Origin of the sequence: Paenarthrobacter sp. AT5 (genome assembly GCF_032764245.1) — a bacterium.
GTDB classification, from domain to species: domain Bacteria; phylum Actinomycetota; class Actinomycetes; order Actinomycetales; family Micrococcaceae; genus Arthrobacter; species Arthrobacter ureafaciens.
Genome location: NZ_CP136441.1, coordinates 2,468,323 through 2,495,029 on the forward strand (window position 1 = coordinate 2,468,323; position 26,707 = coordinate 2,495,029).

The 26,707-nt window shown below is 65.8% G+C and carries 16 protein-coding genes; 3 read left to right on the forward strand and 13 right to left on the reverse strand.

Going from position 1 to position 26,707, the window contains the following annotated elements; all coding sequences use genetic code 11:
* Positions 1-34: 34 nt before the first annotated feature.
* Positions 35-1,090, reverse strand: coding sequence for an ATP-dependent DNA ligase (locus RI444_RS11410; protein WP_316963764.1), 1,056 nt, complete (start codon positions 1,088-1,090; stop codon positions 35-37).
* Positions 1,091-1,201: 111 nt separating this feature from the next.
* On the opposite strand from RI444_RS11410, the gene RI444_RS11415 reads away from it, so the two are divergent.
* Positions 1,202-1,576, forward strand: coding sequence for a hypothetical protein (locus RI444_RS11415; protein WP_316963765.1), 375 nt, complete (start codon positions 1,202-1,204; stop codon positions 1,574-1,576).
* Between the two features lie 10 nt (positions 1,577-1,586).
* Here the strand turns inward: RI444_RS11415 and RI444_RS11420 are convergent, their stop codons facing one another.
* The 7 genes from RI444_RS11420 to RI444_RS11450 form a co-directional block, all read right to left on the reverse strand.
* Positions 1,587-2,561, reverse strand: a complete 975-nt coding sequence (locus RI444_RS11420) for a hypothetical protein (protein WP_316963766.1) — start codon at positions 2,559-2,561, stop codon at positions 1,587-1,589.
* Positions 2,562-2,786: 225 nt separating this feature from the next.
* On the reverse strand, positions 2,787-3,158 hold the full coding sequence (locus tag RI444_RS11425; RefSeq protein WP_056388141.1) for an HU family DNA-binding protein: 372 nt from the start codon (positions 3,156-3,158) through the stop codon (positions 2,787-2,789).
* A gap of 109 nt (positions 3,159-3,267) precedes the next feature.
* On the reverse strand, positions 3,268-3,633 hold the full coding sequence (locus RI444_RS11430) for a hypothetical protein (RefSeq protein WP_166185560.1): 366 nt from the start codon (positions 3,631-3,633) through the stop codon (positions 3,268-3,270).
* A gap of 30 nt (positions 3,634-3,663) precedes the next feature.
* Positions 3,664-5,418 (reverse strand): hypothetical protein, encoded by a 1,755-nt coding sequence (locus RI444_RS11435; RefSeq protein ID WP_316963767.1) that lies wholly within the window; start codon positions 5,416-5,418, stop codon positions 3,664-3,666.
* 1 nt (position 5,419) lies between these two features.
* Complete coding sequence (locus RI444_RS11440) at positions 5,420-10,981, reverse strand: hypothetical protein (RefSeq protein ID WP_316963768.1); 5,562 nt, start codon at positions 10,979-10,981, stop codon at positions 5,420-5,422.
* A gap of 166 nt (positions 10,982-11,147) precedes the next feature.
* A complete protein-coding gene (locus RI444_RS11445; RefSeq protein WP_316963769.1) occupies positions 11,148-15,242 on the reverse strand; it encodes a type IV secretory system conjugative DNA transfer family protein in 4,095 nt (1,364 codons plus the stop codon).
* 125 nt (positions 15,243-15,367) lie between these two features.
* Positions 15,368-17,443, reverse strand: coding sequence for a hypothetical protein (locus tag RI444_RS11450; RefSeq protein ID WP_316963770.1), 2,076 nt, complete (start codon positions 17,441-17,443; stop codon positions 15,368-15,370).
* Between the two features lie 279 nt (positions 17,444-17,722).
* Between RI444_RS11450 and RI444_RS11455 the strand changes: the two genes are divergently transcribed.
* The gene (locus RI444_RS11455) at positions 17,723-18,616 is read left to right on the forward strand and encodes a hypothetical protein (protein WP_316963771.1); all 894 of its coding nucleotides are present in this window, start codon (positions 17,723-17,725) and stop codon (positions 18,614-18,616) included.
* Complete coding sequence (locus RI444_RS11460; protein WP_316963772.1) at positions 18,613-20,418, forward strand: sacsin N-terminal ATP-binding-like domain-containing protein; 1,806 nt, start codon at positions 18,613-18,615, stop codon at positions 20,416-20,418. Before RI444_RS11455 ends, RI444_RS11460 begins: the two co-directional genes overlap by 4 nt.
* Before the next feature lie 157 nt (positions 20,419-20,575).
* Here RI444_RS11460 and RI444_RS11465 read toward each other — a convergent pair whose 3' ends face one another.
* The 5 genes from RI444_RS11465 to mobL all read right to left on the reverse strand — a co-directional run bounded on the left by RI444_RS11465 (position 20,576) and on the right by mobL (position 26,667).
* On the reverse strand, positions 20,576-22,342 hold the full coding sequence (locus tag RI444_RS11465) for an AAA family ATPase (protein WP_316963773.1): 1,767 nt from the start codon (positions 22,340-22,342) through the stop codon (positions 20,576-20,578).
* 153 nt (positions 22,343-22,495) lie between these two features.
* Positions 22,496-22,768, reverse strand: a complete 273-nt coding sequence (locus tag RI444_RS11470) for a hypothetical protein (RefSeq protein ID WP_316963774.1) — start codon at positions 22,766-22,768, stop codon at positions 22,496-22,498.
* Positions 22,769-22,793: 25 nt separating this feature from the next.
* Complete coding sequence (locus RI444_RS11475) at positions 22,794-23,603, reverse strand: hypothetical protein (protein ID WP_316963775.1); 810 nt, start codon at positions 23,601-23,603, stop codon at positions 22,794-22,796.
* Positions 23,604-23,690: 87 nt separating this feature from the next.
* Positions 23,691-24,230 (reverse strand): hypothetical protein, encoded by a 540-nt coding sequence (locus RI444_RS11480; protein WP_071416492.1) that lies wholly within the window; start codon positions 24,228-24,230, stop codon positions 23,691-23,693.
* Between the two features lie 160 nt (positions 24,231-24,390).
* On the reverse strand, positions 24,391-26,667 hold the full coding sequence (mobL, locus tag RI444_RS11485) for a relaxase MobL (RefSeq protein ID WP_316963776.1): 2,277 nt from the start codon (positions 26,665-26,667) through the stop codon (positions 24,391-24,393).
* Between the last annotated feature and the right edge of the window lie 40 nt (positions 26,668-26,707).

Here is a 26,707-nt window from a genome sequence, read left to right on the forward strand (position 1 = left end):
GACTCCATTCTTCACATGGCTACATTCTTTATCGCTAGGCACGCTGGAAGCCTTCCGGGAGGGATACTTCCGTCGGCGACAACTCAGGCCTGACCCGCATGAGGCGGACTGAATGCCGGAATGCCTGACCCGACCAGGCTATGTCGGCCGAGACTTCAACCACCAACGGCTCCACCAAAGTCAAGCGAGTGGTGCCGCCCTCCTTGGTGAAGCGGTCCAGCACCCGTTCGCTGATTTCCTCCGGCCATGGATGCCTTCCCCGGGGAGGACGAAGATATGTGGCCAGATCCCTTCCCGCACGAGCCGTCAAGGACGTGGACCGGCCGACAATCCGCAGCCGTCCGTGTACCGGCAAACCCACCACCGCTGCCCGCGGGTGCGCCATGGGACCTATGACCGCCGCAAGAACCACATCAAAGGCGCTTCTGCTCTTGACCTTCAGCCAAATTCGCCGGGGCTCGTACGTCTGCCCTTCACCCTTGATCACAATTCCTTCCACGCCCGTGGCGGTCATGTCACTGAACCACGTGGCCGCCAGGGCCCGGTCGCTGGTCACCGGTGACAGATGCAGTGGCGGAACCCACCCGCGCGCCAGCTCCTCGAGCAGAGCCCGGCGGTCCCGGAATTGAAGCCCGCGGGTATCCTGCCCCGCCACTGCCAGGACGTCGAAGGCGATCAGCGAGGCAGGGCTTTTCATCACGAGCTCCGCAAGAGCCGCCTTTGAGCTCACCAGGCGCATCTGCAGCGCATCGAAATCCAGCCGCCCTTCGGACCACACCACAACTTCGCCATCGACAACACAGCCCGGAGGGATCTGCTCACGCACGGAAGCCAACACGTCCGGAAAGTACCTGCTCAGATCCTTCCCCTGTCTGCTGTAGAGCCACGCCCCATCCGAACCGACCAGGCACACTGCCCGGAAACCGTCGAACTTCATCTCAAAGACTGAGCCGCCGGACAGTGCGTCACCGCGTGGTATCGACTCCACGGCCTTGGCCAAAGCAAGGGCAACAGGAGGATGCAGGGCGGCCGGCAAACCTTCGAACATCGTGGGCACAGCGTAAGCCCAGCGAAGCAGGGGTGGAAACAAGGCTTCCTCCCGGCTGGATACAGCACCAAGCACCGGGAAGCGTCACAGCAAAGCTGTGACCGGGTCCTTCTTCGATCAGGGAAACCAACCACATTCGAAACAGGAGTCGTCATGTCCACTGAAGCTGTTACAAACCCCGCTGGGTCTGCCGGGACTGCCGGTGGCCGGCGCTACAAGGAACCCACCTCACAGCAGATTGAAGATGCCGCGGCCCTGATGTTCCTGGCGGCGACAAGGAAAGCTCTGCGGGACCAGCAGCACATCTGGGATGTCGAACTGGAGTTGGAAGTCACCTACACCGTGCACAACCAGCGCAGGTACTGCGTGCACGCCAGCACCCGTACAGGTGAAAGCCTCACGGGCCCACACGGTGTTCGCGTGCATCCGGCCAACGGAACTGCGGAAACGGCTGCCTGGAGCATTGCCGCCGAGGTTCGCAATGCAACGGCAAAACGTCGGCAAAAGGCGGCCATCAAGATTGCGTGACTACTGGCCTTTACCGGGGCGGGGCTTCCGAGGACCTTCCTGGCGTGGCTTGTGTTTTGTCTTTGCCGATCTTTAGCCAGAACCAACCGACATACCAAAGAATCGCCACCAGTCCGATGACAAAGCTGCCAAGCAGCAGAATCTTGGACACGACGTCCAGGCCCTTGGGCTCAAAGGCCATCATGATCAACGGTACAAGGATTCCCAGCGAGAGGAGGCCCAGCATCCACATGGCCGCAGCCACACCCACAGGCTTGCCGACGCGGGCCAGCTCTTCATCCAAGCGGTCCCGCTCGGCCACAGCCGCCCGGAGTTGCGTCCGCAGATCTGCCTCAGCCTTGATTTCCTCGTCCTGCCGTCGCAGGCTTGCCGCGTGTGCCGCATCTGAAATGATCCCCGGTCGAAGTACCGAAGATAAATCCGCATAGCTGCTCGGTCCAAACATCGCCAGACCCGCCGGAGAGGGAAGGCTGCGTCGCCGATGCTTGAAGGCCTGTTCGTAAATATCCTGATCGGCGTCAGCAATCACCAGACCCCGCTCGACAAGAGCTTCAAGCTCCAACGCCTTGGTGTCACCCTTCCTGAGCTTCCCGTTGATAGCCTTCACCGCGTCCTGCACGCGTTGCCGAAGCGAAAGCGCATACGGTTTGAGCTCATCCACTGCCGTTCCCCCTAGCAAGCGGCCTTGGATCAAGGAGTCGAGATCCAAGGCCGGATCTTCGAGTATTTTCTCCACTGCTTCTTCGTAGAGATAGCTCTTTGCCCTGTTCAATCGCGTCTGATGGGCCTGGTCCAGGTCCGACTCAATGTGCTGAATACGGCCGGTGGCTGCTTCCACCAACCTCCTGATACCCTCGCGTTCGCTGGAGATCGCGACAAGCCGGCTGACCAGGAAACCACCAATGATGGCGACCAGAACGGCCGACGCCTGGCTGAGGGCGGACAACAAAGTGCTCGGGTCCCAGTCCTGTTCCGGCGACCTCACAATCACGCTAAATGGATCATTGCACCACTGACTGGAGCAATGGCACATGGGAGGTACAGGTGAGGAATTCAGACGAGATCACCGAGCGATCATAAGCGACCCCTGACGATGCGCCGTGCACAGGGGCCGGTCTTGGCACCTGCAGCCCCTTACGGACAGAAGAACCCCGGTGATGCTTCCGCATCGCCGGGGTTCTTCTTTTTTCTGTCAGCAGCTGCCCGTCGTCTATCCCGCCACCCGGGCAAGGACCTCCTCAGCCTCGTCAAATTCATCGATCAGCCTCAAGGTCTCCTGGCCGCCCAGGTCAGTGTCCGGATCGAGCCGTCGATTGATGCTGCGTGACGCTGAGAACTTCAGCACCGAGTAGTCATCCACGTCCTTCTTGCCGAACCGGACCTTGTGGCCTTTGTGCGTCTGCCGGGCGAAGCGGCCAAAGCCGGTGAGCACGACGGTGTCTCCACGGCGCACGGCGTCGGTGAGCTCCGCGATGAGCGACTCGTACACCTCACTCACCACCCTTATCGGCTGTCCGCTGCGGCCGGCCACCTTCGAGATGAATCCACGCTTGCTGATCCGCGGATGAACCGTCGTCTTCATGCCCACACCTTTGTCCTATCATCCCTCGTCGTCCGCTTCCTGCTTGAAAACCAGTTTATCCGACAGGCCTGTCGAAAAGCGATCCACAGACCTGTCGGTATTCATTCAACTAAAGCTCGAAATCCGGATCAATGGACTGGCGGTCGTCCTTGTACTCGTAGTCAACTGACTCAATAATCGACCGAGTCTTCGGATCGCGCCGTGTGCTGACGATCTTGTCGTGGGACTCGTCGAACCGCTGCTGGTCGGCGATCCGGTGGGCCGCGTTGAGCTTGGCGTTGATGTTCTTGTCGCCGAACTCCATCATCGAGCTCACGGAGGACTTCGCACCCTGCTTGGTTGCGTTGACGTTCTTCTTGTTCTGCGCACGCTGCTGCTCCCAGCGACCGCGGTCCTCGGGCGTGACGTACCCGAACATCTGGGCGAGCCGGGAACCGTACCGCTCCTGCTGCTCTACCTGCTGGTCGTCGCTCATGGTCCTGTCTCCTTCTCGTTCGTTTCCGGACTATGCCGGCTGGTAGTCCTCGGCTCCGCGGTCGCGGCTCCACTGGCCCTCCGGCCCCGGCCGGGCCGAGGGGCCGGGCCCCTGTCGGAAGGGCTGGGGCCGCGTGCGCTGCGCCGCCAGGAAAGTAGCGGGATCGTCGACCGCGGCCCGCATCGTGTCCTGCCAGTCCTCGCCGAGGGCCAGCTTGAGCTCGTGCTCAAAATCCGGGTCCTCCTTGTTCAGCTCCTCGATGGCGTCCACGTAGGCGTTCGAGTAGACACGCTGCTGCTCCTCGTCCGAGAGACCATCGATCTCCATGCTTGCGAGCATGCTCTCGGACTGGTCGAGGCGCTGCTGGAGGTCCTCGGGCAGCCCGCGGGTGTCCAGGCCCTGCTTCTTGGTCGCGAAACCGATCATGTAGCCCATGACACTGCCGCCGAGGGCCTGTCCGTCGCCACGCTGGACGCCGTCCAGCATCGCCGCCTTCATGGTTTCCGCCAGCTGCACCTGGTGCTCGTCCGGCTCCATCGGCAGGCGCAGCGTGAACATGCCCTCGTCGGGGATCCGCCGGCCCAGGTGGTCGTCGAACTCCCCGGTCCAGACCTCGCGTACCCTGTCGGTGCCCGCGAGGCGGGCCTCGTGCGGCGGGGCCTTGACGATGCGGCCGTGCGCGACGCCGTTGAACATCAGGCGCAGCTCCGGCTCGGACTCCATCCGCTCGCCGATGATCGTCCGGGCGCGCTTGACCACCTCGGCACGGTCGAGCCCGTCGTCCTCCATCTGCTGGCGCAGGCGCTTGCGCAGGGCCTTGTAGCTGGCGTTGATCTGCTTCGCGTCCTGCTCGGGGTCACGCATCTTCCAGAAGGCGTTCTCCATGAGTGCGACCTCGGTCATGGCCGCCGACTCGGGAGTAAACAACTCACGGTTGCCCCGCTCGCGGCGCTCCAGGTCCTCCAGGCGGGTACGCCAGCGCCGGGAAAGGAAGTCGTCCCTGCTGGTGCCCCACCGCCCGCCCGACTTCCCGGACTGCTTCCCGCCGTCGTCGCCGGCGGCCTCCTGCGCCTCCGGCGCGCCCCCGAACAGATCTCCGACCAGGGCCGCCTGGCGCTCGGCCCTCTCGCCGATGTGCCGGGTCTTCGCGTCGATCCGGTCCTGGACCTTGTCCTTGAACGGCTGCAGGTAGGAGTCCATCTCCTTCCTGAAGTCAGGAGCGAGCATCCGCATTGCCATCATCATGCCGGCGGCCTGGATGACCGAGTTCGGGTTCACGCCGCGGGTGAGCGGACGCAGGCAGCCCTGCATCATCATCTGCATGTAGACCGCGTGCATCGCGTCGAACTCCTTCGTGCGCTCCCCGTCGTTGAAGCCGGGCACGAGCAGCTTCGAATCGCGCAGCGTCTGCATGTACGCCTCGCCCGCCAGCCGCGTCTCCGCCCGGAGCTTCAGCAGCCGCTCCCGGTCGTCGAGGCCGTCATCGTCGGCCGCAGCGCGCTCCTGGTCGCGTGCACGCTGGCGCTCCCGCTCCTCGGTCCGCTCCCGCGTCGTGGCCCCGAAGAAGCCGCGGGCACGGTCGCGCAGCCGCTCGCGCTGCCCGCGTGAGGTGTCGTGTCCGGCCTGCGTCTCCGGCTCGTCGACAATCTCCGCGTCGATGATGTCCTCCTCCCCGCCGTCCATCCCGCACACGGCATGGACGTCGCCCAACGGGTCGACAGGCAGTGCCTTGCGCCCCCGGCCCCTGCCGCCCGGACCCATTTCCTGCTCCGTGTCCTGTGTCATGTCAGCCTCCCAGTCCATAGTCGTCGTCACTCTGCTGCTGCCCGGTCTCGTAGCTCGGCGTCCAGGCCGGGCGACGGCCGCCCACGCCGACGGCGTGTGCCGAGCGCCGGCTGGCACCGCGCGCCCTGGCGGCCCCGTCCCCGGTCTGCGCGAGCACGTCACGCTTGAGGACCGAGGCATCCACCGCGGCCTCCGCGGAGTCCAGGCCGTCCAGCCCGTCGAGGCCGTGCGCCGCGAACGCGTCGAGCTCGCGCGCCGCCGCGGCCCGGGCACGGCGGGTGCCCGCTGAGGCGAACTGCTCGTTCTTCTCGCCGTCGAAGACGCTCTCGCGATTCTTCGCAGCCTGCACCAGCGCCTCGAAGTCGCCGCCGTAGGCCATACGGTCCATCACCGTGCCCGCCAGGGACGGGTCCTCCTCGAGGTTGCGCACCAGGCCCGACTTCGGGTCCTCCAGCGCGCGGGCGACACGGGCGACGCAGTCCGGGTTGACCGAAACGTTGAACCCGTCCTTGGCCTCGTAGAACTCAACGAACTGGGCCTCCCACTCCTCGGCCGTGGCCTGGACAGCCTCGCCGTCGGCGAACTCGGGACGCCACTGGCCGGGGCCGGTGTGCTCGAGCTTGCGGCCGCGCCACAGATCGCGCCCGGGACCCTGCAGCATCTCGTACTTGTGCCGTGCCTCCGCAGCGTCGTGCTTGGCCTGCAGGATCGACTGGGTCACCGGATAGGTCACCTCAAGCACCGCCTTCAGGTCAGCGCCACGCAGGGCGCGCACCGCACGCTGGGAGAACGAGCCACCCAGTCCCGTGCCGTGGGCCTTGATCGCCGTGGCGAACATCGAGGCCTCCTGGTCCTCCTGCGTGATGCCCGGCGTGCCCTGCTCGTCGCCGAGGTTGCGGGCGTAGTCCCCGAGCTTCTTCTCGCTGCCCTTAGCCCCGGTCTCGACGCAGACTTCGCGCACGCTCTGCAAGTGCGCCTCGCGGCTGCTGAAGGTCAGCGCCGAGCCGAACTCGCCGCGCTGTGCCGAGCGATAGAGATCGCTGAGCTCCTCGACGAGGACCTCGTGGCCGGCGGCAACCTCGTGCGGATCGCTGACGAACCGCAGGCGGTTCGCCTCCTTGACGGCACTCTCAAGGCTCTCCGCCAGCTCCGGGCTCTTGGACAGCGCCACCTGGGTGTCCAGCGAGACCTGCATGGCCAGCGGGTGCGAGCCGTCGGCCTTCACCACGCCGGTGTCCAGGAGGTTCGCTCCGACCGAGAGCCTGGCCATCGCCTCGGCCTTGGCGGCCTCGCTGTGCAGCCTCACGACGGCGACCGCGTCACCGTCGAAGTCGCCGTCGAAGCACTGGTCCATCACCGGGTTGATCGCCGCGCCGGTGAGCCGGTCGTCGATCGCCACGCGCATGTAGCGCACGCCGGCGTCGCGCAGGACCGGGTCGCGCCAGACCAGCGCGTGATCGCCTTCGGCCAGGCCCAGCTGCTCGGCCTTGACCGAGCTCAGAGCGATCTGATCGATGTCCAGCCGAGGGTCGGCGGTCCAGACCATCGTGGCCGAGTCCGACAAGCGCGAGCTCATCAGCCCGGTCTTGAAGATGTTGTTCTTGCCGGTCAGCACGCGGTTCTGCACGTCCGTGGTGATCGCCTCGAAGGCACGCTGGGCCCGCGAGACAGACTCGCTCATGCCCCGGCGCACCTCGGCGCGCTTGTCCGGCGACAGGCCGTGGTCGTCCAGCTGCTCGGCCATGTACCGGTAGCGGCAGGCTTCGACGAAGACGTCCTGATAGCTGCGCGTGTAGTCGTGCGTGACGGACGTGCCGTCGTCGAACTCCTGGCCGCTGCGCAGGTGCGAAGAGAGCACCGGCAGCTTCCACGAAGTCGCGCTGACCGTCTCGGTCAGCTGACTCGTCGGGTAGGTCAGCGGAAAGGGGATTTCCATGTCGCCGCCACGATCGCCGATCAGGTCGCCGAAGGACTTGCGCATGGCCGTGGTGTTCAGCCCCGGCGTCGCGCCTTCGCTGCGCGGCTGCGTGCGCATCAGCTCCGGCATCGGGATCAGACGGCGCTCGGGCCGCTCGTCGACACTCTCGGCCTGGCCCACGACACGCAGGGTGCCGTCGGCCTCCATGTCCAGTCCCGCCACCAGCAGATACTCGCGCAGGTTCGACTCGGCACCGGAGTTGTGGCCGTAGAACTCGCGCATGATCGCCGGGCAGTCCTGGGACTGCAGCGCCCAGGCCAGCTGCGAGGAGGCCTTGCGCCCCTTGCCGGCGCGCACCTGTTCGTCGTCGTAGATCTTGGTCTTCTCGTCGACAGCCATGTGGGTGACCACGAACCGCATCTCGCCCAACCCTCCGTCGACCGGCCCGGCATCGGGGCCCTGGACGGCCGGGCGGCGGATGTCGCCCACGGCACCACCCATCAGCTCGCGCGCCGATCCGGCGTTGCGGCGGGAGATCAGCGAGAACGGGCTCATCACCACGTCGATGCCCGGGTTCTCCCTGAACCAGGCCACCTCCTGCTCCAGGCCCTGGGCACGCGCCTCGTCCGGGTCCATGTGGCGGTCGACCACCAGAGAGACGACACCCTTGTTGCCGTGCAGATCGCTGATCTTGTCGCCCACGACGAGGTCGCGCAGCTGGCCACCGGCCCCGCGGATGCGATGCCGCTCGGAGAACTCCGTCGACACCACGATCGGGTCGTCGGCCGTCCAGCCGCCGAAGGTCATCAGAGCGGTGCCGGTCGGCTTCGTCACCTCGGAAGACTGCATGATCGTCGAGGCCGTCATCTGCTGGCGGTCGAACGGGTCATAGCGCAGCGTCTCCAGCTCCGGCCGGCTCATCAGCGGGGCGCGGGAGCCGGTCACGGTCTCCGGGTCACCCGGCTCAATCGTGCCGTCGGGGCGCACGGCGGCGTCCTCGGTGAGGTAGCGCACGATGCCCTGGTTGGTCGCGCCGCCGGTCATCACCGGATCGAAGAAGCCGCCGGGAGCCGTCACATGGTTACGGTCGGTTCCCGTGAGCACCGTCATGTTCCGTCCACCGGTGAGCCGCCAGGCGTCGAAGACGTTGTCGTCGGCCGGGTCGGTGCGATCGCGTTCGGCGCGGTACTCAGCGTAGATCGTCGAGCCCTGCTTGATCTCGTTGGAGTAGCGCACGCGCTTGGCCTCGGTCTCGAGGATCGAGGCCGTCCACTCGTCCAGCCGTGCGGTGGCCTTGCCGGTGGCAGGGTCGACCTCATACGTCGTGGCCCGTTCGAGGAAGTCAACCGGGTGCTTGGTGCCGTAGAGCTGCGAGTACACCGCGTTCAGCGAGGCCGGCTCGCCGGTCCGGCTGCGGCCGGAGACGAGGTCACCGGCAAGCTGGTACTGGATGCGCTCGTGCATCAGCTGTTCGTAGCCGCGCAGCTCCGTGCGCTCCTCGACCGACTTGGGGGCCTCGCCCGGGGTCTGGGCCTTGATCCGCGCCTCGTAGCCGGGGACGATCAGCGCGTTCTCGCCACTGGCGAAGCGCGTGACAATCTCCCCATGGCTGCCGACATCGAAGACTTGGCCGATCTCACCGGAGACCGGCGTGGCCTTGCCGTCACGACGCAGCTTTTCGGCGGTCCAGCTGATGACGCCCTGCGCGTCGACCAGGATCTCACCCGGCGTCGCGGCGTTGCGCTCGATGCTCTCCCGGACGGTCTGACCGATCCGACGCATGAACTCCGAGGGATGCTCGGCGATGGGGGCGGCGGTGGCCGTGTGGAAGGAGACGATCCGGTCCTTGAAGCGGGTCGCCTGGAAGCTGGTACCCATGAGCTCGGTGGGAGGCACCCCGCAGCGGCGCAGCGCCGAGGCGAGGTTGTCCAGGTTCGACCACTGGCCGGTCGGGCTGGTCATGTACTTGGCGACGCGGGCGGGGTCGAAGCGCTGGTCGAGCCACTCGCCGTCGATCAGGTGCGGCTCGGCATCCCAGGTGCCGACCAGCTCGAACGGAACGTCATCAGCGTGCGCACGGACCTTGTTGGCGGCCGTGCCACCATAGACGAGGTTGCCCAGGTCCGGAAGCTCACCGGCCTGCAGCTCGCCGATCTCCTCCAGGCGCTCCTGGTACATCTCCTCGGTCGCGCCCGGGCGCAGCAGCTCGCTGCGCGCTCCGGTGAGTACGTCCCAGTAAGAGCGCTGGATCGCCGCGACCTCGGGGTCAGAGGCATACTCCGGGGGCTCGATCTCGTCGAGCGCGCCCTCGGTGCGCTGCAGCTCAGACTCCGCGCGCAGAATCAGCTCCTCGACGCCCAGGGCGGCGCGCAGGTTCTCCCGCGCGGTGTCCACGGCCTCGCGACCGTAGGCCTCGGCCGGCTCTGCATCCACGAAGAAGGTCGGCAGGGAATGGTTCTTGGCATCCCGGCGCAGCATGACCTTGGACCCGGGGCGCGGGGCGCTCTCACCGGGGACGACATAGTCCGCGACGACGAACATGCTCTCGCGGTCGACGTGATAGCTGTCCGGCACGTCGATGAGGGAGCGGCCGCGGCCATGCTCGGGGTGGCTGGAGCCGACGACGCCGACCACCGTGCCGGGAAGATCCTCGCGTTCGATGGGCAGGCCTTGGGCGAAACGCAACAGTCGCACGGCGTCCTCGGAAGTCGGGGCGGGCACGGCCATGCCGCCGGGCACCCGGTGATTGGTGCTGTAGCGCAGCACCGTTCCGTTGTCGTAGATGCGCGCCCCGGCGTACTCCTCCTGGCGCGTGTCAGTGAGACGGATCTCCATGCCGGTCCCGGAGATCCGGGCCTTGATCTGCCCGGGCTCACGGTCGCGCAGGACCTCGTAGGCCACGCCCTGGGACTTCAGCTCCTCGAGCAGCGCCGCCGAGCGCGCCACCGCCCGCTGGGACATGAAACGGTTGCGGTCAACCCGGCCGGTCTGCGGGTCGCGTCCGCCGTCGATGACCCACTCGCGGACCTGGTCGTACTCCTGGCGGCTCATCTTGTCCATGAGCGCCGTGAGGCCTGCGGCGTCGTCGTTGGTCATGGCACGGCCGGCCTCGTACGGCTTACCGTCCTCGTCGAGCCGCCAGAGCGTCATGTTCCCGCGGCGCGGCTCAGACAAGGACTCCACCTCGCCGCCGGCGTTCTTCACGATCGTCTCGTCGGGAATGTACAGCAGCTCGGTACCTGCGCGCTTCACCGTCGCGCGCTCGGACCAGGCCGGGTCGTAAGGGCTGATCGGCAGCCGCGCCGAACGCGTGTCGATCTCCGCTCCGACGCCCGTGGCACGGGTGAACTCGCGCTGCAGCGTCTGGTAGCGCTCGTTGGCGGGGGAGTGGTCGCCGAACTGCGCCTCGTAGTCCGGGACGCGCTCGGAGAAGGCCGTGTCGATCGCAGTCAGACACGCGGTGACGCCGAGTCCGGGATCAGCCAGGGCGGTTCCGCGCTGGCTGAGGATCTGGTCGACCCGTGCACGGATGGCCTTCGCCTGGGAGATCGGAATGATCTCCCCGCTCTGCTCCCGGGCCTGCTCGACTGCCTTGTAGAAGACGTACTCGTAGAAGTACCGCCTCAGTCCGTGTGCCTTCTTCATTGCTACTCAGCCTCCTGTGGACGCTCGGGGACATAACTATGTATAGATCATACCCTGATGACTCGAATGGAGGCGATAGACGAGTCAGAAACGAGCCAAAAGACGAATGCCGGGACAGTCGAATTGCATCGACTGTCCCGGCGCGGAGCGAATAGACCCGCCGGCACTACCCCCGGGACTTCATCTCTACGGCCATGGCCCGGTCGAAAGCCCCGTCGGCCAGGACCTCCCAGCTGGGCAGCGAGGCCAGGTACGTGTAAAAGGCGGCGTGCACCTTGACCGTGGCCAGCGACCGCAGATCCTCCTCGGTCACGTCCTGCTCGGCGAACACGCGCGAGCCCTCGTCGCTGATCTGGCCGTTGATCCTGCGGGCGGCGTCGGTGTAGGCATCGGAACGGACCTGGCTGATGTAGGTCTTTGACCCGTCGGCGCTGCGCAGCTCGCCGTCCCCGCCGACTGAGAAGTGCTCGCGGTCCCGCTGCATCTCCACCAGCGCGGTCTTGTACGCCTCACCAATCTCAAGGTCCAGGGCCTTGACCTTCGCCGAGCCGTCGAGATTGATCAGCATCTCCTTGCTGACCGTGCCCTCGGCGTAGACCAGGCGCTTGTGGTTCTTCTGCGTCGCCTGGTGGGCAGCCACGGTCGCGGCCACCTCCACGTCCTCCAGGAACTCCTCGTCGTTGCCCAGCATCATGGCCTCGTAGTCGTCCGGGTCCACGACCACCGGGGCGTTGGGATCGCCACTCTCGTCGGTGAAAACCATCCGCGTGATGACCTCCATGACCTCGTCCGAGTAGACGTCCGGGTCGAGGCGCTCGATGTCGATGTCCTTGTAGTCGTACGTCTCCTGGTAGAGCGTCTTGGCGTCGGCCGCCCTGACCGCCTGGGCCATGCGCTTGTCGAGCATCTTGACGAAGTCCGGCTGGTTCATGCGCACGTCGAACTCCATCGCGGAGCTGAGCGTGGGGATCGTCTGCAGCGAGTACTCGTGCCCCGGGTGGGTGATCGTGTTGCCGAGCAGCTTGAATGACATCGGCAGGATCGTCTCATTGCGGTTCCAGACCGGCGCGTCGCCGGCGCGCAGCACGATCGAGTTGCGCGGCGAGAGGAAGGCGAAATCGTTGTACTTGATCAGCGGCTCCTCCTCCGTCGACCAGGTGCGCGAAATCGCTCCGTCCGTCTTCCCGCCGACCACCTTGTCCAGGTTCTGCGTGATCTGCTTCGAGCTGGCGTGGGTACGGTGAGTCTTGCCGCTCATCTTCTCCAGCGTCTCAATCATCGAGTCGTCGGTCGACTTGAGGAAGACGATGTTGCTCGTGTTTCCCTGCACAATCTTGTCGACCGACTCGCCGTAGACGTCGCGCAGCTGCTGCAGCGTCTGCAGGATAAGCGTGAACTGCTGCTCCTGGCCGAGGCCGATGGAGAGCATGGTCTCGAAGCCGGCGATGCCATTACCGTCGGACTGCAGGTTGCCGAGCTCGTCGAGCATGAACCGGGTGCGGTAGAGCGGCTTCTGGTTCGACTTGGTCATGTACGACTGGTCAAACGAGACGTCCACCAGCTGCTTGACCAGGATCAGGATCAGCTTGGCGTACTTCATCAGGTGCGGGGGAGTGACGAGAAAGACCGCCTTGGGCGACTCCGAGTACCGCGCCATCGTCTGCGTGATCGCGCGCGCCCGGACCTCGACCTCCTCAGGGTGCCCTCCGCCGGAGAAGTCCAGCTTGCGGCTCGGAAAGGTCGTGTCGCCGGGCTGGAACGAGAGGATCTTCCCGTCGCGGGTGCCACCCTCCCGCGCCGGTCGCAGCTCGCGCAGCACGCCGTTCTTCACGATCTTCTTGCCGGTGACCGGCTCGACCACGAAGTGCCGGCCGTTGAGGGAGAGCTGGTAGCTCTTGCGGAAGTGGAAGTAGAAAGTGCGCACGAGCATGCCGCTCTGCGGGTTCTTCAGCTCCAGCTTCAGCCAAGCCTCGTCGCCGGGGAAGATTCCCTTGAAGTTGTAGCGCGCCCAGCCCACGCGGCCGACGATCTCCGAGTGCTCGAAGTCCTTGCCAAGGTTCTGGGTGAACATCGGGTCCGCGTACGCCGACCAGCTCGCCATCTGCCCGAGCAGGTGGTCGCGCTTCATGAAGTTCGGCGAGAACCGCACGCCCAGCCGCCGCGGGAAGGACAGGCCCGCCAGGTCAGTGTTCTGGCTCGGCTTGCCCGAGGTCAGGGTCGAGATCGTCGGGTCGGTGAAGAAGCTCATGCCCGTGATAGCGATGCCGTAGACCGAGGACATCATCTTCTCCGCACCGGCCATGGCGACCAGGGCGTTGTGGGCGTTGCCGACGAGCGTGCGCATCGAGTTGCGCGGCAGGGCCTGGGTGGCGTTGAAGTAGAGCGTGAGCAGGTCCTGCTCGGCCTTGCCCTCCCATAGGAAGTCCTTCTCGGCGACCTTGGCCTGCTCCTCGGCCAGGGCGTCCTCGTCCTCTTCGAACTCGCCGTTCTTGATGCGCTTCTCCAGCTCGGCAGCGGGGTTCTTCCACTTCTTCGAGGTCAGCTGCACGAAGAGCTGGTAGCAGTTGTACAGCGTGACCTTTCCCCACATGTCGTCCAGCCGCTGCTCCAGCGTGCCCGGGTCCATGCCGGTGGCTGCTGCGTACTCGCGCAGCTCACGCTCCTCCTCGAGGTAGTAGTCGATGAGACCGTAGGCGGCCCGTTTGAAGGCGTTGTTCGCCGCGTTCGGCCAGACCGGGTCCTCACCGCCGTCCAGCGGGAAGAAAACCTCGCCGATGTTCTCGATGTAGAGCGCGCACTTGGTCGAGTCGCCCTCGCGGGCGGCGTCGGCGGCCATGCCCAGCGGGTTGTAGATGTCGGTCTTCATCGCGTTGATCAGGTTGAACTGCACCGGCTCGAAGCCGCGCGTGACCAGCGGGATGTAATTCTTGACGAGCAGCTCGCCCTTGGGGTCGTTGATGACCATGTTCGAGGGCTTCTTCTCCCGCGACCACATGTCGATCATCGGCTCGATGTAGGTCTGACCCTTGCCCGCCCTGGTGATGGCCAGCACCATCGTGTTCACGGGAGCAGTGTCGACGATGTAGGCACCGGCAGGGCGCTGGACTTCGTACGCCGGGAACTCCCAGTCATCGGTGATCAGGTCCGACACCGTACGGTAGGGCCCGAGCTTGTCACGGTTCGCGCCCTGGAGCTTCCCAGGGTCCTTCGCCTCTTTGGCCTTGCGCTGGCTCTCCTCGGTCGGCGGGTTGTACGGGATGACCGTTGCGTCATACTTCCGGCGCAGCCGCTTGTCCCGGGGCAGGCCCGAGGCGTCAAAGAGCGCCTCGCCGAACTCCTCGTCGATCAGCGGCAGGGTCTCGACCAGCGGCTCGCCGTCGTCGCCGTCCATGACCTCACCCTTGTAGTAGACGATGTTGCCGTCCTGGTCAATCACGTCGGACTCTGCGCGCCGGGAGACCTTGACCGTGCCCAGCCCCTTCTTGCTGAGCATCATGTGACTGATCATGGAGCTGACCTGCACCTCCGAGTGCGCACCGGCGTCCGGGAACCAGTCGTAGTTCTGCTGGACCTCCTCCGGCAGCGCGATGTGCTGGTCGTTGCGGTGGTCGTTGATGTCCGTGTGGTCGACCGTCGCGTTGTGCTTGGCGACCTGGCGTCCGGTCCAGGTGGAGATCACGATCATGACCAGCGCGCCCGATCCCAGCGTCAGGAAGAGCTTGAACCCGGTGACGGACCCCAGCTGCCCGCCGACGTTCGTCGCCGTGGGCGTGGCCCCCTGGTCAGCCTTCGGGGCGTCCTGGGCGGCGCTGCCTGCGTGGGTCCACCACGCTGGCACCGGGACGTCCCTGAGATCCGGGTAGCACTTCGAGCCGATCTCGGGGTTACCCTTCTCGTTGACGGCGCGGTAGCACGTCATCGGGGCCCCGCCCTGGCCTGTCGTAGTGTCCTCCACGTAGTACGAGTCCGGCTTTCCGCTGCTGTTTCCGCCCAGGCCACCGCCCATCGTCGCCCCGAGCGTGAGCACTGCCGTAGCAATGACCGAGTACAGCACCCACGCCACGATCGCGACCAGCAGGCCAGCGACGCCGGCGAGCACGAGGCCCGACGTGTTCGACTTCTTGCTCAGCCGCTCGCCGCGGTCCAGCTGCTGGTCTTCATAGACGTCCCGGTTCGTCAGCGTCTCCTCCGGCCGACGCGCCGAGATCTTCTCCCAGCCGCTGGCCTTGGGCCGTGCCGCCCTGCGCTTGCTGCCTGCCATGGTTCTCCCTGCCTGTTTCCGCGTGTGTCTGTGTGTCCTGCGCCTGTTGTGATCCGGAAGACGCCGACGGCGCATGGGGTGCGAGCCCCATGCGCCGTCAGACCCCCGTCGATCTCCGAGTCGGATCAGCCGCCCATGGCCGCCCCGCCGATGAAGCCGGCGAGGCCGCCGAGCACGGGCAGCGCGACGATCAGGGCGATGAGCATCTTGTTGTAGCGGCTCTGGATCTCCGAAGCCCTTGCCAGCTCGCTGGCGTAGGACTCCTTGTCCGCAGCCATCTCGTCCAGCCGCGCCTCGTAACGGCGCTTCACCGAGTCCTCGACAACCTCCATCTGCTGCAGCAGGTCCGTGTTGCGCTGCGTGGCCGAGTCGGTCTTCTCCTTCTCGAGGGACAGGCTGTGCTGCCATTCCGTCTCGCGGGCCTGCATCTGGGTGATCGCGTCCTTGCGGTTGCGGTCGAGCTCGTCCTCCATCCGGCGGATGCGGTCGGCGTGCTCGTTGCGGATCGACTCCAGCAGCGCCTCCTGCTCGCGGCGCAGGACGCCGATCTCGTCGGTGGTGCGCTGGTGCTCTGCCAGAGCCTCGGCCTGGGCGATGTCCGCCTTGCGGTTGTCGTCGACGATCCGCTGGATCTCGGCCTTCCACTGCCCCAGACGCTGCTCCTCGGACTCGAGGTAGGCCTTCTGCTTCTCGGCCAGGACCTCGAAGATCCGCGTAGTGCCGACCTGCATCTTCAGGGCGGCGTCGGAGCGGCGCACGCGCAGGATCTCCTGGCGGTCGTGCGAGTAGGAGTTCTCGAGCACCCGCTCGATCTCGGCGACGGCGTCGGCCTGCTCGCGCTCCATGCGGGAGCGGTTGCGCTCCTTGTACTGGATCTCCGCCTGGAGGGCGGCCTGCTCGGCGAGCTTCTTCGCCTGGGCCTCGTAGTCCTGGACGATCTCGGCCTTGCGGGTGCGGATCCGCTGTTCCTTCTCGGACTCCCGCTCGCGGTGCGCCGCCTCGGTGCCGTCCTTGAGTGCCTTGTAGCGCGAGCCCTCGCGGTCGGTGGCCACGTCACGGATGACCTGCTCGACGTGGGCCGACATGAGGTTCACGTACAGCGTGCGCAGTTCGTCCTCGTGCGCCCACCGCAGCTGGGCAAGGTCGGCGTTCGCCTGCCGGTTGAGCTGGGCGACCTGGTCGCCGAGCCATTCGGTCGCACCCTGCGGCACCTCGATCTGCACGACCGGCGCGCCGATGGCGAAGGTCGCATTGAACTCGTCCAGGCGCACGTCGAGGTCCAGGTCCTCGGAGAGGAAGCGGCGGGCGATGACCTCGCGCACCTGCTCCTGGTTCTCCAGCAGGACGGCTTCCTCCTCGGCCGGGGCGTACGCCGTATCGTCGGCGGTCACGGGACCGGACTCCTCGTCGAACTCCTCGAAGCCGGCCGTGCCGTCGAAGCCGGGCTCCGGCTCCACCGCAACCGGGGCCGCGTCCTCGTCTCCGAAGTCGACGGCTTCGTCGTCGAACACGGGCTCATCGCCCGCAGCGTCGAAGACCGGCTCGTCACCGGCACCCTCGTCCCCGCCGGAGATCGAGTCGAAGATCGGGTCACCCTCGTCGGCGGTGTCCGCGGCCACGGCAGCAACAGCATCCGCGTCGGCCGCGGGAAGGGTCCCGGTCTCGTCGGTAGCGATGCCGCTGTGCTCGAGCCAGGCCTGCGCTCCGACAGCCTCCTCGAGGCTTAGCGCGCCGGAGGCGACCTCCTGGGCCTGCTTGAACGTGGCCTCGGCGACCAGGTCCACCAGCAGCTCGCCGCTGGGCTTCTGCCAGACGACGGCCCAGGAGTAGTCCGCGCCGGTCAGAAGCGAGTACTCCTCCATGCGCGCGAGCGTCTCCGCGTTGGGGATGATGCCGAAGACCTCTTCGCCGAGCATCTCTGCCGTGGCGACAGTCTTGATCTGGTCGGAGTCGATGAGCTCGATGAGTGAGCCCTTCGCCTCGTCGCGGCCGTGCCGCTTGCTCAGGCCGCCGATGGACTCGGCGGCCAGCACGAGCATGACCCACGCTGTGCCGCTGGGGAAGACGAACTCCGCGTTCGACCGCAGCAGTTCGACCGCTGCGGGGATTGCCGTCTCCCTGACCACGGACGACAGCAGCTCGTCAGGCTTCTTCTTCCGATCCTTGTTCCGGCTTCCCGTAGCCGTGCCCAGAATGCCCATTGGTGTCGATCCCTTCGATGATGAAACGCAGTTCGCCTGGTATACGAGTATCCTATCGTCTATGAGTCAATAGGAGCAAGACTGGTTCATTCGATAGAGCCACGATTGGTCAGATTGTGGCCGGTCCACCCAGTTCCGCGGGCGTCCGAGCCATGTCTCCAGATCGACGCCCGCATAAGCGAGTACGGCTGCATTGACGGCGGAGCGAGCATCAGCCGATACAGCGCTCTTTTTCCGATACGCTTTCGCCAAACCAGAGAAGACGTGGAAGGGCAGGCAGTGGCGGAAAACAAGCAAATCACCCCGCTGAATTTCGAGATCGACGAGATCGGACTCTCGGTGCTCGGCTGGGAGATCTTCAACTTTCAGGCGCGCCTTGTCATGAAGGACTACGGCCGTAGGGAGGCGTTCTACCAAGTTGCAGCATCGGCCGAAGTTCGCTTCCATGCTGACGATTGGCAGGTCCGCTACGATGCTACAAATCTCTCGGAGAGCGACTACCTGCCCCCGATCGTGTGGCAGTTGCGGTCACGCTCGCGCGGGGCACTCATGTCCTATCAGCAGATGATCCTCTCTCTGAAAAAGAAGGAGGTCCGTGCTCCCAAGATGGTTTCTGCCTCCATGGAGCTCTGGCAAGGCAAGGGCAAGGGTGATCCCGGAGATCTTTATGTGTGGGTCGGAGCCGTCGACTGGGAAGAGATTGACGGGTGGCACTCCAGACCAGCTTTCAACTGGCGTGACATGCCTTGCGAAATCGTCGATTACACGACCTTGCGAGGCGTCACGACGGACGTGAAGGAGTACTCGGCACGAGTGCGAGATGGCGAGAAACTCGAAGTTTCGGTGCGGGCCATCCATCCTCTCGGCAGCGCGGGAGACCTTTTTGCAGCATACAAGGACTCTGAGGAATTTTACGGCGATCCGGATGCCAAACTGGACGAGTACGAAGACTTCGTTGTCCAGGCTCCCGACGTGTTCGTTGACGTCTTTGACGCCACGGGCTTCCTTCTGAACCAGCGGGAGACCTCGAACTACAGGTGGGTTACAGTCGGCAACGGCGGTGCGGTCCCCAAGCGCAACCCCTCGTTCATCCAGGTCGCCACATTCGATCTCGAAGACTTTTCAGGTGATCCTGCGCGTGTCGTGATTCGCATCCAGGATCCGGTCGCGTGAACCCCCTCGTTGGTGCAGCAAGAGCCTTGCGCGATCAGCTGGTTCAGGAACACACCTTGGCCCCTGGACTGTTCCATGAGATGGCACGGATCGAGACTCTCTTGGCTGAGACCTACCGCACCAGAGTGTTGTACGAGCTCCTGCAGAACTCGGACGATGCGCGTTCTACGACCGTCGTAGTCGACATGAGCGATTCGACGCGTCTGACGTGGCGCAACAACGGGCGTGCATTCAACGAGGCGGACATCGAGGCGCTGTGCCGTAGTGCCACTTCGAGCAAGAAGCGGGGAGACAACACAATCGGCTACCGAGGCATCGGCTTCAAAGCGGTCGCGGCGCTCTCAGAAGCGGTAAGTGTTACTTCCGCCGGCGTTACGCTCATCTTCGACCGTGAGGCCGCGGCTTCAGCGCTCCAAGCGCCAGTCGAGTCTGTGCCGCTGCTCCGCGTCCCCGCCTCTGTCGTGGAGGCGAGACCCGAGGCGGGCGCACAGTTCAGCCTGAACCTCATCCCCGGCCGTTGTGACCAACTTGCGCTCGATCCAGTTGCAATGCTGTTCCTGCGCAACGTCACCGACCTCACCATCCGCCGGCCAGGCGGTCAACAGCGAATCCACTGCATCCGTTCCACCAACCATGTCACATTGGACATCGACGGACGCCTCGCCGAATTCGAGCGCTCCGCAGAGGGCGACACCGTCCTCCTGGTCCCGTTGAACCCCCATGCCGAGTCGATCACCGGGCGTCATGGCCGGTTATGTTGCTTTCTCCCGCTCGAAGATGAACTTGCACTGCCAATCGTGGCTTCGGGGCACCTTCTCACCGACCCTTCGCGAACACATGCTGTGGCAGGAGACGACAGTACAGGTGCAGTGATAGCAACAATCGGAAGGCTTCTCGCCCAGATCCTCGCAGACCCAACGAGCCCCGTCTGCGATCGGCTCTGGTCACTAATCTTGTCCGGCGAAGACCTGCGTACGGTAGTCATGGCTGGTGAATCAACTCCGCCTGGCATGCTGCTCAACGCCATGAAGTCAGCATTCGCGACGATCAGTTGGCCCTTCGCGTTCTCCGAGGTCCCACTCGAGCCCTCTGACGTGCCCCGGATCTTTCCTCAAGGCGCGCCGCTGTCTATCTACAGTCGAGATGCTTCGTCTCAGGCTCGAGCGTTACGCACTGTCTTCGCTGCACCTACCTTGCGTGCCAAGGAAATCGCCGAGAAGGTCGAGCCGCACGCATTGAGCGGCGAGACACGAGCTGCTCTAACCAAGCATCTTGTCGACTTGGCGCGTGTTGAGGGGCGTCCGCTGACCGTCAGGGAACAGCTGTTTGCGGGGCAGGCAACTGCTCCATCGCAGTCCAGCGGCCCGGCCACCTCGACTGTGACAAATAGCACGTCGCGCCGCTCATCTGAGGGGGACTTCGGGGGCGCGCTCACCCGGTGGCGTGCCGCCGAGATAGCCGCGATGGAGCATCTCAACGCCCGCGGCTGGAGTCTTCAGGATGTCAGTCGCCAGAACGTCGGGTATGACCTCGCCGGCACCAACGCTGACGGCGCAGATGTCCACATCGAGGTCAAGAAGGTCGAAGGCAAGGACGCACGCTTCGCGCTTACCAACAATGAGATGGCCGTGATGGTCGGCGCATCCTCTCGCTATCTTCTGGCACTAGTCATCGGTGATGGATCATCAGCACAACTCGCGCTCCTCGATCCGCTCCGTGACATGGTGCCCAGGGAACGCGTATGTCGCCGCTGGGAGTGGGAGTACACCGACTGGAGCCGTTTCGCTGAGATCGTCCACTAGGTGTTGCTGTTCATGGCGTTCTTGATAGATCGGAAGCGAAAGAGGCCGGTCCCGTGCACGAAGAGAGGCTCTAAATCCTCGGCCACCCAAAGGTGCGGTCCCCGCTCGTAACCACACTGTGGACCTGGATGTGATCGTCTCTGTCGAGGTCGTCATGTCAGCGCACGGCGCTCACCTCGATGCACGCATCGGAGGTGAGCATGTCCTTGTGGTCGCTCGCCAGCTCGCCGACGACGTCGATCCGGATCCGCCGCTCAGAGGGATGCTCGTTGATGAACGTCGCCACTCCGGTGGTGACCTCGTCGGTCAACTTCGCCACCGCGCCACGGGCACCGCCGGCATTGGAGTCGGTGTCGCCCTTGTCGTCAATGAGGTACTGCAGGACCCTCTGGTCGATGTCCACCCGCACGTTGTGCTTGATGAGGACCTCCTGCACCATGTGGCGCAGCTTGTTGCGCACGATCTTGCGCTGCGTGTCCTCAGAGAGCGGCTGGAACGGGACGATGGCGTCGATACGGCCCAACAGCTCGGGCGGGAAGCGGTTATCCGCCGAGGTCTCGGTGATCGAGCGGCGGATGAGCTTGTCGTACTTCAGCAGCTGCTCGCCCGAGCCCGTGTCGTCGGCCGCGTACTGCGCGATGGTCTTGTAAATCTCCGAGCCTGCGTTCGTCGTCATGACGATGTAGGTGTTCAGGAAGCTGACCTCGCGGTTGTTGTCGTCGGAGAGCCGGCCGTCGTCGAGCACCTGCAGCAGCAGGCGGGTGACCATCGCCGAGGCCTTTTCGACCTCGTCGAACAGCAGTACGGCGTGCGAGAGGTCCCAGACCCGCTTCGTCAGCTCGGAGCGGAACAGGTCCATCGAGGAGTCCTGGGCGTACTCGGACATGTCGAAGCGGATCAGGTGGCGCTGGTCGTCACCGAAGAGCAGCCGTGCCAGCTGCTTGGCAAGCTCGGTCTTACCCACGCCGGTCGACCCCGTGAACAGCAGTGAGGCCTCCGGCCGGCCCTTGTCGTTCAGGTCCGCGACCGACAGCTGCAGCCGCCGCGCGACCGCACGCGTGGCCAGGTCCTGGCTGAACACCTTCGAGTCCAGCTGCTCCTTGATCTTCGCGCCGTCGACCTTGAAGGCAACGTTGACGCCCAGGGACTCCTGGAGCACGTCCGAGAGCAGATCGCGGTCCAGCGCCCGCTTGGTGAGGCGGTGCCAGCCAACCATGCTGTCCAGCACCAGGATCGACTTGCGCGGCTGCGAGCTCGCCGGCATGTAGCGCTCGGTGTACTCATAGATCTGCCGGTAGATGTGATCGTCGTAGAACTGGTCGGCGACGTCGTAGTGCTCGGCCATGCCCTGCAGAATCCGGATCGTCGTCTCCTGGTCCGGCGGCGTCAGGTTGATGCGCTGCAGCCGTTCAACCAGCGGCTGATTCGGCGCAATGTGCCTGTGGAACTCGTCATAGGTCGTCGCGGCGATGATTCGGATGCCGCGTGCCCCGGAGGCCGCCAGCACCGGCTTGATCGCCTCAACCGCAGCGTCGGAAAGCTGGATGATCTGGTGGAACTCGTCGATGAACAGGACCAGCTCCTGCTTCTCGTCCGCCACGAAGTGCTCGGCCTCGTCGAAGAAGCCCTTGAGCATGGCGGCCATGCGGTCCGAGTCGCCGGCCTCGGAGATCATCCGGGACGGATCGACCTCGAGATAGAGCCGCTCGGCATCAGCGGCCATCGTGGCCTGGACGAGAGCGGTCTTACCCGTACCTGCCTCGGCCAGGAGCAGGGCGTTGCACAGCTCCGGCCTGCTCATCGAGGCCAGCAGCTGGAGCTTCTCGTGCTCGCGGCCGACGATCTCGCGCTCGGCCCTCTTGAGCGGGTCCGACAGCTTCGACAGGAGCGGATAGCCCTCATTCAGGTGCACTTCATGGAACATGCCGTGGAAGACCTCTCGCCAAGACTTGAATTCATCTGATAGATCAGTCGAAAGTCTATCATGGCACCATTCGGCTCGACTGCGATAGGACAGTGAAAGGCCCCCGGACTCATATCCGGGGGCCTCTTGGCCATTCACTCCGTAGGGGTGCTGTCACAGCCCCTGCTGGCGGTCCTCCTGGGACGAAGCCCCATCCTGCTCGAACTGGTGGTCGTACCGCTCGCTCAGCGGCCTGCTGGACTCCCGGTCGCGCCGTGCCCGCTCGTTCGCCTCCCGCCGCTGACGCATCGAGGCACCCACGCGGTCGACCAGTGCGCGCCCGGCCTCGGCCCACATGTCCTTGCCCTCGTCCGGGGCCGTGATCTCGTCCAGGCCCAGCTCCAGCAGGCTCGTTCCGCTCAGTGGGCTGGGATCGTTCGTCGCCATAGCCTTCTCCTCCTCCGTGCCTGTCTCAGGCCCCGCGCTGCTGCTCGGTGCCCTCGGGCTCGCCCTGGCCCTCGAACTGATAGTCGTACCTCTCGCTGACCGGCTTCCGTCCCTGCGGCGAGGTGCCCGGCAGCTGCTCCTGAGCACCACGGCCGACAACCGAGCCCATCCGCCCGACCAGGTCCGCCCCGGCAGCGGAGCCCTGGGGGGCCTTCTGTCCGCCATGTCCGCCCAGCTCCGTGTGCAGCCCGCGGGCTGCACCCACGGCAGCTCCCCTGGCGGCGCTGGCGGCGACGCCCCTGGTCGATGCACCGGACTGCTGGGCACGTTGGGCGTGGGCCGCGGCATCCTGCATGGCCTCGGTGCCGAGCCGCCTGGCTCCCTCGCGGAGGCCCGCGGACTGCACGGCCTGTCCGACCTTCGACCCGGCGGCCCGCTGGGTGAGCGGGACCTTCACCGGACCCTGAACCGTGCCGCCGGCATGGGCCTGCTTCGCCTGGCGCTGCTTCGCCTGGGGCTGCTCCTGCCGGGACGATTCCGGCTTCGGCACATCCGCTGAAGTGATCATCCCCGGTGCCGGCTCAGCCTGCGGGCGCGGCCGCCGCTCGACCACGTTGGGGTTGAACCTCGAGCCCGGCTGGCCGGGAGCGGGGGAGGAGGGCACGCTGTATCGGGGACCCCGCACCGCGCCGAGGCCCGCCTGCGAGCTCGGGCCCCGCTGCTCTCCGGTATCGGGGGTGGCCCCGCGGATCGCCGCCAGCTGCTCGGGCGTGTACGACGTCGGGCGCTGGCCGTGCTCCGGTCGGCCCTGGGAACCTTTACTGAGATCTGCCATGATGATTCGTTCCTCTCTATGCGAAAGGCCCCCGGAGAGGTCTCTCCGGGGGCCTTTCACTGAGTTCTGCTGAGCCGTGGATCGGTGTCAGCCGACCGCGGGGGCCTCGGCCTCGACGACCTGTTCGGCCTGGGCGGTCTGCTCCGGACCGGCCTGGCTCTGCTTGGCAGCCGCCTGGGCCTCCTTGGCCGCCTTCATGGAGGCGAACTGGTTGTCCAGGGTCTTGGCGTCGACCTTGAAGTCGCTGGCCTCCACGGACTTGGTGTTGACCACCAGACCGGTGCCGCGCGAGGCCGGCATCACGTTGCCCTTGAAGCCGTAGACGGTGCCGACCTTCTCGCCGTCCTTGTTGAGCAGCGGCTCCGTATTCGGGCCCGCGGCCTTGACGATCTCCTCCAGCTGGCCCACCGAGTAGGGGGCGGTGTTGGCGAAGCGCTCCTTGCCGTCCGGGCCCTTCACGCGCTCGGACTTCAGGTGCAGGTTGCTCTGCTCCGGTCCGCGCGAGTCGCGGGCGTCGACCTGGATGTCGGCGTAGTGCGACTTGCCGTCCTTGGTCGCGCCGTTGTCATAGACCTTGGCGATGAGGTTGACCCCGGTCATTGCGCCCTTGCCCTTGAGAAGTGCCATGATCTCGTCCTTTCGTCGGTCCGTCCGCCACTCGGCAGAACGGCCTTGATCATTCACATCGTCCGAGCAAAGCCCCGAAGTGCAGTGCCGAACTGCTCTATACACTAATACTCCTATAGAGCATTCTGCAACCATTCGAATGATCTTTCGACTCGTGTCCCTACTCGTGCTGGATGCCGTCGGACCGGCCTGCCGGCTCCTGCTCGGGGCCGGGGAGGACCCCGGCACCAGCCACCGCGGCGTCGACCCGCTGCTGGACACGCACCACCAGGCCGGCGTCGAGCGAGGAGGCCTTCGAACGGCGCATCCGGGCCGCCTGTTCCTGCTCTTCGCGCAGCGCCGCGATCCTCGAACGCAGAACCGGCCGCGTGGAGCCGTCCTCCACCGGAACCAGTTCCCGCGAGACCCGGGTCATCGCGGCGATGTCGTCGACAGGGAGGTCGGCGATCGCCTCGGACTGGCCTGACTGGTCGAGGTACTCCATGGCCGCCAGCAGCAGCCGGCGGCGTTCGGCCGCGGCTGCGGTGAACTCCCGCCGGGCCCGCTCGCCGATCTCGACATCGGCCACGAAGTCGTAGCCCAGGTGATGCAGGTCCAGTGCCTTGACCTCGTCGAAGGGGTGCACCGTCCCGGTCTCGATCGACAGCTGGGTGGAGACCTCCGGATCCCCGCCGGCGACGGCGCTGCGCTGGTCAGCAGGACCGGCGACGAGCACCAGCCCCGAGTCGGCCAGGTCGGTGCGCAGCTCCTGGAGCCGTTCGTCGTAGACCTGCTTCATCGTCTCGATGCGCGCGTCCAGCACCGCCCGTCCGGCCTTGCCCGCGGTCAGGTGCCGTCCGCCGGGCTGGCCGTAGATCTCGCGGCCCATCTCCTCGGCCTGGTCGGCGTCCTTCATCCGCTGCAGCGAGGCGTCCTGGCGCAGCGCCATCAGCGAGAGCAGGCGCTGGCCGTACGCGGCGACCTCCTGCTGCTGGGCGTACCACTGGCTGGCGTCGCCGACAAACGGCAGGAAGTGCTGGTACTTGCTCATCACCCGCCGGTGCCAGTCCTCTTCGTAGCGGTAGAAGTCGTAGAGCGGCCGGGAGGCCTCTACGGCCACTTCGGCCTTCTCGGCACGCTCCCATTGCCGGGCCAGGTCGCGGTAGGCGCTGGCCTTGGACTTGTGATGCTGCAGGCGGGAGGCATAGCTGCGCAGCCGGAAGCCGAAGGAGACGACATCGTCCTCCGAGCTGCCGTGCTGCTGCTGGCGCTCTGCGGCCAGTGCGGCCATCTCGGCGTAGTCCATACCCATCACCTCAAGCATCGGTGTACGCACCCGCAGCTCCTCCTCGGGCAGGGCGCGCAGCATCTGGTAGACCCCGTTGACCGCCCGCTCGGTGATCTGGTTGCGGCCCGCGTCGACCAGGCGCTGCCACGCGTCGGTGCGCAGGCCCTCGGCCTCGCGGCGCTGATTGGCGTACTCCACGACCCTCTCCATTGCCGCCGGCAGCGGAGAGCCCGGCCGCTCCAGCTGCTCGGCCACCAGCTCGGAGACCAGACGGTTGGCTTTGCGCATCCGCAGATCGTTGGTTCCGGCGCGCCACAGCGAGCGGTCGGCGGGCAGGCAGGCCAGCAGGAACTGGGGGAGGACCTCTGAGCGCATGCGCTCGTGTGCCCAGCGCTTGATGAAGGTCGTCACGTTCCTGCGTTCGTAACCGACGGCGCTGGACAGGTGCGCGACGGCCTGCTTCTCGTCCAGCCAGGCGTCCACGCCGCGCCGCAACCGGGACTTGTGCCGGTCCAGAAGCTTGCCCCGCTGGGTGCCGTCCTTGGCCAGGTGGCCGTGTCCGGCGTCGACCATCGCCAGGTGGCAGTGGACGTGCTCGGTGTCGACCTGGATCACGCCGACGTAGCGCAGGTCGTCGAAACCGCTCGTGCCCGAGCTCATCCGCTCCAGCCCGTGCATGATCGCCATCCGCAGCTTCATCTGGTCGATGTGGCCGCGGTAGTCCCCGCGGCCTTCGCAGTGAAAGTCCTCGCCGACGATGCGGTGCCGTTTCAGGTATTCCTCATCGAAGGAGAGCACGGTCTTCAGCACCGTCTTGCCGCTCTCGAAGTGTTTCTGGATGTCCCGGGACGCAGCCCGCAGCTGCTCGTCGGAGAGCGACACCGAGCCGTAGCCGAAGGCCACGCCGCCATCGCCCTGGGCCTGGCGCATTGTCGTCTTGGCCTCGACCCTGCTCGTCCCTGCGCGCTCGACCGCGCTCTCGCGGGCCATGTAGCGCAGGATGAAGTCGTCCGTGCGCAGCCGCTGGATCGGCGCGAGCGACTCAGTCGCCTGCTCGCGCGCCATGTACCGGGTGACGTAGTCGCCGGGGGTGCCGCCCCGGGACCCCTTGCCGCCGGGCAGCGGCACACTGAACTCGTTGACGATGACCACTGACTGCTTCAGGCCCATCCCGCCTCATCCCTCCGTCGTGTGAATGCACAGAACCCCG